The organism is Enterobacter sp. K510, from assembly GCF_055804875.1.
The window spans coordinates 212,806-224,292 of the sequence record NZ_JBNRLQ010000009.1; the positions used below are offsets into that span (position 1 = coordinate 212,806).

Genomic DNA, 11,487 nt, shown 5'->3' on the forward strand with positions numbered 1-11,487 from the left:
GCAAAAGATGGAACAGATTACCGTAGTGATTGGCGATCGCCTGGGCAAAGGTCAGAAAGTGGCAGCCGGTGTGGAAAAAGCGGGTGGCCGCGCCGTGGTGGTGCCGGGCGTGGCGGCGGACATGAAACTGGGCGACGTCATGAAAGCAGAAAATGCCACCTTTGGCATTTCATTCTGCGGCAGCGGCGGCGCAGGGGCCATCACCGCGCAGACCAAATATGGCTACAAAGCCAAATACGGCATGCGTTCTGTGGATGAGGGCGTCACCGCCATCAACGAAGGCTGCAACGTGCTCGGCTTCGGCTTTATGGATAAAGAAGAGTTAGGCGAGCGCCTGGTGCTGGCGTGGCAGAAAAAGCACGGCGCATGAGTATGAAAGAGCATTTCACCACCACGGTGAGAGTTAACGGCAAAGGCGAGTCGAAATCGCGCGCCTTTGCGGATGCCCTGAACCAGGTTCAGGGCGCGGTGATGAAAGCATCGCCGCATATTTTACTGCGTATTGAGCCACAGGATGTGCAGGTTGTTCATGCGCGTGAAGCGGTGCGCAAAGAAGCGTTTCTGTTTTTCTTTCTGCGCCGGGAGCGACGCACGTTCAGCGTGGAGCTGGACGTTACCGTCAACGTGACCGCCATTAATCTCGATAAAGTGGCATTCGTCACGCACACCTGATTTTCACCATAGGGTTTAACTATGTTCCTGATAATTTTAATAAAATCTCTTATCATCGGCGGCCTTGTCGGCGTGGGTGTGGGAGCCGGGGCTGCACGCATGTTTCACGCGCCAACCACCCAGGGAATGGGGGCGTTTCGTACCTTAGGCGAGCTGAACTCCTGTGAAGGGGATCCGGCGTCGCACTTCTCCTTTGGACTGGGCTTTTTCTTCAACGCCTGGGCCTCGTCCGTAGCGGCGGGATCCTTCACCCAGGACGTCGATCATCGCATCATCCCGAACTGGGGCGCGGCGGCGCTGATGATCAAAAACCGCAACGTCGCCGAGACGCTGCACGATCCGAAAAAGATGGCCATTGCCTGCGGCGTGATCGGCATGATCGTCGTCGCCTTCCTCAACTCCACCGCCTCGGCGGTACCGGCGGCCTTACAGGTGACGGCGGTAAAAGTGCTGGTGCCGGCGGCGAACCTGCTGGTGAACACCGTCATGCCGGTGATCTTCTGGCTGGCGGCCATTGATGCCGGTAAAAAGTCCGGCTTCTGGGCGACCATTTTCGGCGGCGCAGCGCAGCTGATCATGGGCAACGCCGTACCGGGTCTGGTACTCGGCATTCTGATTGGCAAGGGCGTGGAAGAGAGCGGCTGGAACCGCGTCACCAAAGTGATGATGAGCGCCATCATTGCGCTGTTCGTGCTGAGCGCCTTCTTCCGCGGCTTCGACATGAAAATGATCGAATCCTTCCACCTCACCGTGCCGAACTGGCTGGATCTGATCCACAACGCGGTAAGCGGCAAATAACAGGAGCCTGACATGGAACAGAACAAAGGTTTTTGGTACGCCGACTGGTCATTTCCGATCTTCGTTGGCCTGCTCTCCTCCGGCGTTTTTGCCGGGACACACATGTATTACCTCTACGGCATAGGCGCGTTTAACGAAGTGGCCTTTGTGTCGATGCTGCGGGCGGGGATGGACACCGGCGTTTACGGCGCGGTGGCGGCGTTCGGCGCAAGCTTCCTGTTTGCGCGCATCATTGAAGGATCGCTGGTGGGTATTCTCGACATCGGCGGCGCGATCCAGACCGGCGTTGGCCTGGGCGTCCCGGCGCTGCTGTTAGGCGCGGGCTTTGTCTTCCCGGTGGCGAACTTTGGCGCCTCGCTGGTCACCGGCCTGCTGATTGGTCTGGCGATCGGCTACCTGATCATCCTGGCGCGTAAATTCACCATCAATCAGAGCGACTCCACCTACGGGGCGGACGTGATGATGGGCGCGGGTAACGCTTCCGGACGTTTCCTCGGGCCGCTGATCATTCTCAGCGCAATGACCGCCTCGATCCCGATTGGCATTGGCTCGCTGATTGGCGCGCTGCTGTTCTACATCTGGCAGAAGCCGATCACCGGCGGGGCGATCCTCGGCGCGATGATCCTCGGCTCCATCTTCCCGGTGGCGCTGTAATCAAACTCAAGGAGATGCGCATGTATGATTTACTCCTGCGCCGCGCGCGGCTGGTGGACGACACTATCGTCGATATTGCCGTGCAGGACGGGCAGATCGCGGCGATCGGCGAGATCGACGCCGGGGCCGCGAAAACCCTCGATCTGAACGGTGAGCACTACGTCAGCGCGGGCTGGATCGACTCTCACGTTCATTGCTACAGCCGCTCGCCCATCTACCGCGACGAGCCGGACAGCATCGGCATCGCCACCGGCGTCACCACCGTGGTGGACGCGGGCAGCACCGGCGCGAACGACGTGGACGATTTCTATACCCTGACGCGCAGCGCGGTGACGGAGGTTTACGCGCTGCTCAATATCTCCCGCGTCGGGCTGATCGCCCAGAACGAGCTGGCAGACATGGCGAATATCGACGGCGACGCGGTGCGGGCGGCGGTTAAACGTCACCCGGACTTCATCGTCGGGCTGAAAGCGCGCATGAGCGGCAGCGTGGTGGGCGATAACGGTATCGCGCCGCTGGAGCGCGCCCGAACCTTTCAGAAAGAGAACGGCGATCTGCCGCTGATGGTGCACATTGGCAATAACCCGCCGAACCTCGACGACATCGCCGCACGGCTGACGTCAGGCGACATCATCACCCACTGCTACAACGGCAAGCCGAACCGCATCCTGACGCCTGCGGGCGAGTTGCGCGCCTCGATGATCGACGCCCTGCGTCGCGGCGTGCGCCTTGATGTCGGCCACGGCAGCGCCAGCTTCAGTTTTGAGGTGGCGAAGCAGGCCATCAGCCTCGGCATTCTGCCGTACACCATCAGCTCGGATATTTACTGCCGCAACCGTATTAACGGCCCGGTGTTTTCGCTGGCGCGGGTGATGTCGAAATTTCTCGCCATCGGCATGTCGCTGCCGCAGGTGATCGAATGCGTTACCGCCAGCGCCGCCGACGGCCTGCGGCTGAAACGCAAAGGTCGCCTGGCGGTGGGCTTTGACGCCGATCTGACGATTTTCGACTGGCGGCACCAGCCGGTGCTGTTCACCGATGCAGAAAACGACAGCCTGCATGCCGACAGCGTGCTGGTGCCGCTGGCGGCGATCCGCGCAGGCAAAGGTTATATGACACCACAAGGGAGTGAAGAACATGTCTTCGATTTATGAAAAATACGCGCTCAAACAGGTCATTAACGCCTCCGGGCGCATGACCGCGCTTGGCGTCTCCACCCCGCGCCCGGAAGTGGTCGAGGCGGTGCTGACCGGCATGAACCACTATTTTGAGATGAAAGATCTGGTGAATAAAACCGGGGACTACATCGCAAAACTGCTGGAAGTGGAAGGCGCGACCGTCGTCTCCTGCGCCTCGGCAGGCATTGCGCAGTCGGTGGCGGCGGTGCTGGTGAAAGACAGCGACTGGCTGCTGGAAAACCTGCACAGCACGCCGATCGAAAACAACGAAATCGTGCTGCCGCGCGGGCATAACGTCAACTTTGGCGCGCCGGTCGGCACCATGGTGGCGCTGGGCGGCGGTAAAGTCGTGGAAGCCGGTTACGCCAACGAGTGCTCGGCGGCGCAGCTGGCGGCAGCCATCACCCCGCGCACGGCGGCCATCATGTACATCAAATCGCACCACTGCGTGCAGAAAAGCATGCTCAACGTCGAGCAGGCGGCGGTGGTGGCGCGTAAACACAATCTGCCGCTGATCGTCGATGCCGCCGCCGAAGAAGATTTGCAGTGCTACTACCGCGCTGGGGCTGATCTTGTGATCTACAGCGGGGCGAAAGCTATCGAAGGGCCGACCAGCGGCCTGGTGATCGGCAAACAGCAGTATGTCGAATGGGTAAAACGTCAGACGGCGGGCATTGGCCGCGCCATGAAAGTGGGCAAAGAGGGCATTCTTGGCCTGACCTGCGCCATCGAACACTACCTCTCCGCGCAGAAAGAGAGCGGCGCGGAAATGGTGGCAAAAATGACGCCATTCATTGACGGACTGAATACGCTGGACGGCGTGACCGCGCGCGTGGTGTGGGACAGCGCCGGGCGCGACATCGCGCGGGCAGAGATCAAATTTGATGAAGCCGTCACCGGTATCGCCACCGGCGAGCTGGTTAACGCACTGAAACAGGGCGAGTACGCCATCTATTTCCGTGGCTATAAAGCCAACGAAGGCATTATCGAAGCGGACGTGCGCAGCGTCAGCGCCAACCAGCTGGACATTATCATTCGCCGCATTGCCGACGTACTGAACAAGGAGCAAACCGCATGACCCTGACGCCCAATTTCTACCGCGACCGTGTCTGCCTGAACGTGCTGGCAGGCTCGAAAGAGAATGCCCGTGAAATTTACGACGCCGCCGAAGGCCATGTGCTGGTGGGCGTGCTGTCGAAGAACTATCCGGACGTGGCGAGCGCCGTGGCGGACATGCGCGAGTATGCCGCGCTGATTAATAACGCGCTCTCCGTCGGCCTGGGGGCAGGCGATCCCAATCAATCGGCGATGGTCAGCGCCATTTCCCGCGAGGTACAGCCGCAACACGTCAACCAGGTCTTTACCGGCGTGGGCGCGAGCCGCGCGCTGCTCGGCCAGGCGGAAACCGTGGTCAACGGTCTGGTTTCCCCCACCGGTACGCCGGGGCAGGTGAAGATCTCCACCGGGCCGCTGAGTTCCGGCGCACCGGCGGGTATCGTGCCGGTGGAGACCGCCATTGCGCTGTTAAAAGACATGGGCGGCAGCTCGATCAAATATTTCCCGATGGGCGGGCTGGACTGCCGTGATGAGTATCAGGCGGTGGCGGAAGCCTGCGCCCGCCATGACTTCTGGCTGGAGCCGACCGGCGGTATCGATCTGGATAATTACAGTGAGATCCTGCGCATCGCGCTGGACGCCGGTGTACCGAAAATCATTCCTCATATTTATAGTTCCATTATTGATAAAGTAAGCGGTAATACCCGCCCGGAAGACGTGCGCCAGCTGCTGGCGATGACCAGGGCGCTACTGCCGTAACCAGAGGACACCGACGTGCGATTTCCGAACCAACGTTTAGCGCAGCTGTTCGACATGCTGCAAAACGAGACGCTGCCGCAGGACGAGCTGGCGCAGCGGCTGTCGGTGTCCACGCGTACCGTGCGGGCCGATATCACCGCGCTGAATGCGCTGCTCGCCAGCCACGGCGCGCAGTTTATCCTCAGCCGCGGCAACGGCTATCAGCTGAAAATTGACGACGCCACGCGCTTTCACTCCCTGCAAACGGATCGCCCGCGCGCGCTGCGTATTCCGCGCAGCGGCCAGGAGCGGGTGCACTATCTGGTGGTGCGTTTTTTGACGTCGGCCTTCTCCCTCAAGCTGGAAGATTTAGCTGATGAATGGTTTGTCAGCCGGGCGACGCTGCAAAGCGATATGGCGGAAGTGCGTGACTGGCTACAGCGCTACCATCTGACGCTGGAAACGCGCCCGCGTCACGGCATGAAGCTGTTCGGCAGCGAAATGGCGATCCGCGCCTGTCTGACGGATCTGCTGTGGGAGCTGGCGCAGCAGGACGCCCACAGCCCGCTGTTAACCGAGGAGGCGCTGAACCGCGGCGTGCCGGAACAGCTTGAGAGGCTGCTGCATCAGTGCTTCACCCGCCATCATATTCGCCTGACGGATGAGGGCGAGCTGTTTATCCGCCTCTACTGCGCGGTGGCGGTGCGGCGCATCAGCGAAGGCTATCCGCTGCCGGAATTCACGGCGGACGATGGCGATGAAAATGTCCACCTCGCCGCGCGGGAGATCGCCGCCACCCTGCAACAGCTGGCGCAGAAACCGCTCGCCCCGTCTGAAGAAGCCTGGCTGCGGGTGCACATCGCCGGGCGACAGGTGCAGGAGATCGCGCCGAGCGCTATCAATGCCGATGACGACGAAGCGCTGGTCAACTATATCCTTGGCTTTATCAATACCCACTACAACTACAATCTGCAAAACGATGCCCAGCTGCATGCGGATCTGCTGACGCACATTAAGACGATGATCACCCGTGTGCGCTACCAGATCATGATCCCCAATCCGCTGCTGGATAACATCAAACAGCACTATCCGATGGCGTGGGACATGACCCTCGCGGCGGTGTCGGGCTGGGGCAAATACACGCCCTGGACGATCAGCGAAAATGAAATCGGCTTCCTGGTGCTGCATATCGGCGTCGGGCTGGAGCGCCATTACAATATTGGCTATCAGCGGCAACCGCGCGTGCTGCTGGTGTGCGATGCCGGTAACGCCATGGCGCGCATGATCGAAGCGGTGCTGCAACGCAAATATCCGCAGATCGAGGTCACCAGTACGGTGACCCTGCGGGATTACGAACAACGCGACAGCATCAGCGAGGATTTCGTTATCGCCACCGCGCGCATCAGCGAAAAAGACAAGCCGGTGGTGACCATCGCGCCCTTTCCCACGGATTACCAGTTAGAGCAGATCGGCAAACTGGTGCTGGTGGATCGCACGCGTCCCTGGATGCTGGAGAAGTATTTCGATGCCAGCCATTTCCGCATTATCGATCGCAGTGTCGATCAGCAGACGCTGTTTGCGATGCTGTGCAGCCAGCTGCATGAGGAGGGCTTTGTCGATGCGGAGTTCGTCGATTCGGTGGTGGAGCGTGAGGCCATCGTCAGCACCATGCTTGGCGACGGCATCGCGCTGCCCCACGCGCTGGGACTGCTGGCGAAAAAAACCGTGGTCTATACCGTGCTGGCGCCGGAAGGCATCCAGTGGGGGGATGAAGTCGCGCATATTGTTTTCCTGCTGGCGATCAGCAAAAGCGAATATGAAGAAGCGATGGCCATTTACGATATTTTTGTCACCTTCCTGCGGGAACGCGCGCTGACCCGCTTATGCGCCTGCAAAGATTTTACCGAATTTAAAACCGTCGCCATGGAATGCGTGAGCCGGTTTTAATTAAGGTAAAATATTTATATTAATGCCTGCGCTAGCGGGTATTTTTATTTTTACAAGTTTCCCCGTTAAGATATTTATCTTTTCGGTGGAAGATCCTGCGGCAGTATTTCCTGCCCGGTAATGGCATCGACAATTTGCTCTGAGCCATCAGGATATTTGGTTACAGATACCAGTCTGCCGCCGTACAGCGGGATGCCGGACATCTCTATCGTATAATCCGTTTTCTTAATTTCCAGCTTCTTAAGTTCTTGCTGCTTCTTGATTTCTTCCGGCGTCTGCGAAGACAGCGTAATCTTCGTCGCGCTTTCTTCGGCGTCCAGCGGCGACTTGTCAGTATTAACGTCTGTGGATTTACTGTTATTCCAGACAGTCGGGTTATTATCCTGATTAGATAAAAGTGATTCACCGTGCGTATTAGTGGCGGTGATTTTTTCAATACCGTTCATCATCATCTCCGGGTCGAAAATGCAATAGGGTGCAGGACGCGGCGCGCTCTTTTTGGGAAGAGGGCGCAGCATCTGCAAGGGATAAACGTGACAAAAAGGTTATCGGCGGGGCAGCGAAATAATTTAATACAAAATAATCAACGTGCGGTCGTTCTGTTTTTTTGAAGGATAAGGACAAATTGTTCTACTTTCATGATTGCGCCGTCAGGCTTACTCTGTAAGAACAGCCGACAGAATTTGAAGTGAAAAACATTCAGGAGAATCTATGTCAGACAACTTTATTTCGCTCGCGACACAACGCAGAACCATCTATGCACTGGGCAAGGACCTGCCGGTATCAGAAGATGAAGTGATTGCCACCATTCAGGAAGCCATTCGTCAGGCGCCTTCGGCATTCAACTCGCAGAGTTCCCGCGCGCTGATCCTGCTCGGCAACGAACACAATAAATTCTGGGAGATTGTGCGTGAACAGTTGAGAAAAATTGTTCCTGCAGAGAGCTTCCACGCCACTTCCGACAAGCTGGACGGCTTCGCCGCCGCCGCGGGTTCGGTACTCTTCTTCGAAGATCAGGACGTGGTTACCCGTCTGCAGGAGCAGTTTGCAGCTTATGCCGATAACTTCCCGATCTGGTCAGAACACAGCACCGGTATTGCTCAGTACGCGGTATGGCTGGCGCTGGCAGAGAAGGGCATTGGCGCGAACCTTCAGCACTATAACCCGCTGGTTGACGCAGATGTGCAGCAGGCCTGGAATATCCCGGCCAGCTGGAAACTGCGTGGACAGATGAACTTTGGCGCTATCCTCGCACCGGCGGGCGATAAAGCCTTTATGGACGACGACAAACGTTTTGTGGTTGCCCGTTAATTAAAAATGCCGCCAGCAGGCGGCATTTTTATTGTCGTAGGTCGGGTAAGCGCAGCGCCACCCGACAAACAAGCCCAATTACCGTAAATAATGCACCACCTGGTTGCTACTCCCGCGCCAGATCAGCGACGGATCTTTCAGATCCTGCACAAACTTCCCGTCCACCAGCACGTTAATCAGATCCACCACCGCCATTTGCGCGGCAGTTAACTCCTCAAGCTTATAACCCGTCCACACCCAGATATCCTTGCCGGGGCATTCGGCACGAATGCGCTGCACCAGCGCCAGGATCTCCGGCACGTTTTGCAGATGCAGCGGATCGCCGCCGGACAGGGAGATCCCCTGGCGTTTGATCCGCGTATCGTTCAAATCACCGATAATTTGATCGGCCATCTCGCGGGTGAACGGCTGCCCGGAATTGAGCCGCCAGGTGCTTTTGTTGTAGCAGCCGGGGCACTCGTGCACGCACCCGGAGACAAACAGCGTGCAGCGCGTTCCGGGGCCGTTCACGATATCGACGGGATAATATTGATGAAAATTCATAATGCATAACCTTGCCGGGTGGCGCTTCGCTTACCCGGCCTACAGTGACAGCCGGGTGGCGTTGAAGGACACAGACTCAACCGATCTGCCCGTTCCCTAAATGCTTCACACGGCGCTTCACTTCTTCCTGCTTACCGGCGTTAAACGGACGCGCATCCGGGCTGCCCAGATAACCGCATACGCGGCGGGTCACCGACACCCGTGCGGCATCGTGGTTGCCGCATTTCGGACAGGTGAAGCCTTTGCTGGTGCATTCAAACTCGCCGGTAAAGCCGCACTCGTAACACTCATCAATCGGCGTATTAGTGCCGTAATAGGGCACATGCTGATAGCTGTAATCCCACACGTCTTCCAGCGCTTTCAGGTTGTGTTGAATGTTCGGGTATTCGCCGTAACAGATGAAACCGCCATTCGCCAGCGGCGGGTAGGGGGCTTCGAAATCGATCTTATCGTACGGATTTACTTTTTTCTCCACGTCGAGGTGGAAACTGTTGGTGTAATAACCTTTGTCAGTGACGCCCGGCACCACGCCGAACTCGGCGGTATCCAGACGGCAGAAACGATCGCACAGGTTTTCGCTGGGTGTGCTGTAGAGGCTGAAGCCGTAGCCGGTCTCTTCTTTCCACTGATCCACCGCCTGACGCAGACGTTCGACAATGGCAATGCCTTTCGCGCGCAGCGTCTCGCTGTCATACATGTGTTCGCCGCCCGCCAGCGCGTTAATGGTTTCATGGATGCCGATATAGCCCAGCGAAATGGACGCGCGCCCGTTTTTGAAAATTTCCGACACCTCATCGTCCGCCTTCAGACGCACGCCGCAGGCCCCTTCCATATACAGAATGGGCGCGACGCGGGCTTTCACGCCTTCCAGACGGGCGATACGGGTCATCAGCGCTTTCCGCGCCAGCTGCAGACGGGCGTCCAGCAATTTCCAGAACGTGGCTTCGTCGCCTTTCGCTTCCAGCGCGATACGCGGCAGGTTCAGGCTGATCACGCCGAGGTTGTTGCGCCCGTCGTGGATCTGCTCGCCGTTTTCATCTTCCCAGACGCCGAGGAAGCTGCGACAGCCCATCGGGGTTTTGAACGAGCCGGTGACTTTCACCACCTGATCGTAATTGAGAATATCCGGGTACATGCGCTTGCTCGCGCATTCCAGCGCCAGCTGTTTGATGTCGTAGTTGGCATCGCCGGGCTTGTGGTTCAGGCCGTCGCGGATGGCGAACACCAGTTTCGGGAACACGGCGGTTTTACGATTTTTGCCCAGTCCCGCGATGCGGTTACGCAGAATCGACTGCTGGATCAGCCGCGATTCCCAGCTGGTGCCCAGACCAAAACCAAAGGTGACGAACGGCGTCTGGCCGTTGGCGGTGTGCAGCGTATTCACTTCGTATTCCAGCGACTGAAAAGCGTCGTAGCACTCCTTTTCGGTACGGGAATGGGCGTAGCCGTCCGCATCCGGGATTTGCCACTCTTCCGCCGTTTTGCGGTGTTTTTTGAAGCTGGCGGTGACAAAAGGCGCCAGCACTTCGTCGATGCGGTTAATGGTGGTGCCGCCGTAAATATGGCTGGCGACCTGGGCGATGATCTGCGCGGTCACCGCCGTGGCGGTGGAGATGGATTTGGGCGGTTCGATCTCCGCGTTACCCATTTTAAAGCCGTGGGTCAGCATGCCTTTCAGATCGATGAGCATGCAGTTGAACATCGGGAAGAAGGGCGAGTAGTCGAGATCGTGATAATGAATATCGCCGCGCTCGTGCGCCAGCACCACGTCACGCGGCAGCAGGTGCTGACGGGCGTAGTGTTTGGCGACGATGCCCGCCAGCAGGTCACGCTGGGTGGGGATCACTTTGCTGTCTTTGTTGGCGTTTTCGTTAAGCAGCGCGGAGTTGGTTTGCTCCACCAGACCGCGGATCTCCTGATTGAGGCGGCCACGTTTTTCACGCTCAATATCCCGGTCATGGCGATATTCAATGTAGGCGCGCGCCAGCTGCTTGTACGGGCCGGACATCAGCTGGTTTTCTACCGCAGTCTGAATTTCACTGATATCGACCTGACTGCGGCCCTTCATCTGCTGTCCCACGACCTCTGCGACGGTGGCGCAATAATCTGCGTCATCGACTCCCGCTGCTTTAGCTGCACGCAAAATTGCTTCCTGAATGCGCTCTGAGTTGAAAGGCACTTTACAGCCATCTCGTTTCATCACATGCGGTGTCATGATCTCTCCATTTAGAAACAGGTTATCCACAAAAGCGGAATAATATTCACAGCGGGCATACGTCTGTGCCAGCAGGTTTTTCCTCGCGCACGGTCTTTTTTATCCACAAATCTGAGGGATAAACCAGCGGTGTGGTTGTTGCAATATTAGACAATTAATACAACATATTGGGTCGGGGCGGGATTTTAAGTCCTATATATAGTGATTTGCATCAAACAAGTTTGCGATTTTATTGATGCAGGACAAGGTAAAAACATGACCGTACAGATGGCGGGCGTTGCGGGGAATGTAAATTAGCATCGGGCATTTTCGGGGGAGTATGAGGTAAGTTGCGCTCTTTTTGTCATCCGGGAACGGCGTCGGGTTGTGGCGCAC

The 11,487-nt window shown here is 57.7% G+C and carries 13 protein-coding genes; 9 read left to right on the plus strand and 4 right to left on the minus strand.

The window, feature by feature from the left end; translation table 11 throughout:
• Positions 1–7: 7 nt before the first annotated feature.
• From ACQUTD_RS16865 to ACQUTD_RS16900, 8 genes are read left to right on the plus strand one after another with little or no spacing between them, the layout of a single operon-like run.
• Positions 8–370 carry an SFCGS family glycine-rich protein gene (locus ACQUTD_RS16865; protein WP_072570341.1) on the plus strand — a complete coding sequence of 121 codons (363 nt, stop codon included), beginning with the start codon at positions 8–10 and terminating at the stop codon, positions 368–370.
• A gap of 2 nt (positions 371–372) precedes the next feature.
• Positions 373–672: a DUF4312 family protein gene (locus ACQUTD_RS16870; RefSeq protein ID WP_072570342.1), complete on the plus strand. Its 300-nt coding sequence runs from the start codon at positions 373–375 to the stop codon at positions 670–672.
• A gap of 21 nt (positions 673–693) precedes the next feature.
• Positions 694–1,470, plus strand: a complete 777-nt coding sequence (locus ACQUTD_RS16875; protein ID WP_473276773.1) for a DUF4311 domain-containing protein — start codon at positions 694–696, stop codon at positions 1,468–1,470.
• Between the two features lie 12 nt (positions 1,471–1,482).
• Positions 1,483–2,124, plus strand: a complete 642-nt coding sequence (locus ACQUTD_RS16880; protein ID WP_318364443.1) for a DUF4310 family protein — start codon at positions 1,483–1,485, stop codon at positions 2,122–2,124.
• A 20-nt stretch (positions 2,125–2,144) separates the two neighbouring features.
• A complete protein-coding gene (locus ACQUTD_RS16885) occupies positions 2,145–3,278 on the plus strand; it encodes an amidohydrolase/deacetylase family metallohydrolase (protein ID WP_473276771.1) in 1,134 nt (377 codons plus the stop codon).
• Positions 3,262–4,380, plus strand: a complete 1,119-nt coding sequence (locus tag ACQUTD_RS16890) for a DgaE family pyridoxal phosphate-dependent ammonia lyase (RefSeq protein WP_473276770.1) — start codon at positions 3,262–3,264, stop codon at positions 4,378–4,380. Before ACQUTD_RS16885 ends, ACQUTD_RS16890 begins: the two co-directional genes overlap by 17 nt.
• Positions 4,377–5,117 carry a 2-dehydro-3-deoxy-phosphogluconate aldolase gene (gene dagF, locus ACQUTD_RS16895; RefSeq protein ID WP_318373328.1) on the plus strand — a complete coding sequence of 247 codons (741 nt, stop codon included), beginning with the start codon at positions 4,377–4,379 and terminating at the stop codon, positions 5,115–5,117. The genes ACQUTD_RS16890 and dagF overlap by 4 nt, the downstream gene beginning before the upstream one ends.
• 15 nt (positions 5,118–5,132) lie before the next feature.
• A complete protein-coding gene (locus ACQUTD_RS16900) occupies positions 5,133–7,043 on the plus strand; it encodes a BglG family transcription antiterminator (RefSeq protein ID WP_321988513.1) in 1,911 nt (636 codons plus the stop codon).
• 74 nt (positions 7,044–7,117) lie between these two features.
• Here ACQUTD_RS16900 and ACQUTD_RS16905 read toward each other — a convergent pair whose 3' ends face one another.
• Positions 7,118–7,567: a hypothetical protein gene (locus ACQUTD_RS16905; protein WP_473385709.1), complete on the minus strand. Its 450-nt coding sequence runs from the start codon at positions 7,565–7,567 to the stop codon at positions 7,118–7,120.
• A 187-nt stretch (positions 7,568–7,754) separates the two neighbouring features.
• Between ACQUTD_RS16905 and ACQUTD_RS16910 the strand changes: the two genes are divergently transcribed.
• Positions 7,755–8,354: a nitroreductase family protein gene (locus ACQUTD_RS16910; RefSeq protein ID WP_072570350.1), complete on the plus strand. Its 600-nt coding sequence runs from the start codon at positions 7,755–7,757 to the stop codon at positions 8,352–8,354.
• 78 nt (positions 8,355–8,432) lie between these two features.
• On the opposite strand, the gene nrdG is transcribed toward ACQUTD_RS16910, so the two are convergent.
• From nrdG to ACQUTD_RS16925, 3 genes are all read right to left on the minus strand, one after another.
• A complete protein-coding gene (gene nrdG / locus ACQUTD_RS16915) occupies positions 8,433–8,897 on the minus strand; it encodes an anaerobic ribonucleoside-triphosphate reductase-activating protein (RefSeq protein ID WP_473276768.1) in 465 nt (154 codons plus the stop codon).
• Between the two features lie 76 nt (positions 8,898–8,973).
• Complete coding sequence (gene nrdD / locus ACQUTD_RS16920) at positions 8,974–11,112, minus strand: anaerobic ribonucleoside-triphosphate reductase (RefSeq protein ID WP_473276767.1); 2,139 nt, start codon at positions 11,110–11,112, stop codon at positions 8,974–8,976.
• Positions 11,113–11,304: 192 nt separating this feature from the next.
• Positions 11,305–11,487: hypothetical protein (locus ACQUTD_RS16925; protein ID WP_473385712.1), on the minus strand; the 183-nt coding region annotated here is incomplete at its 5' end.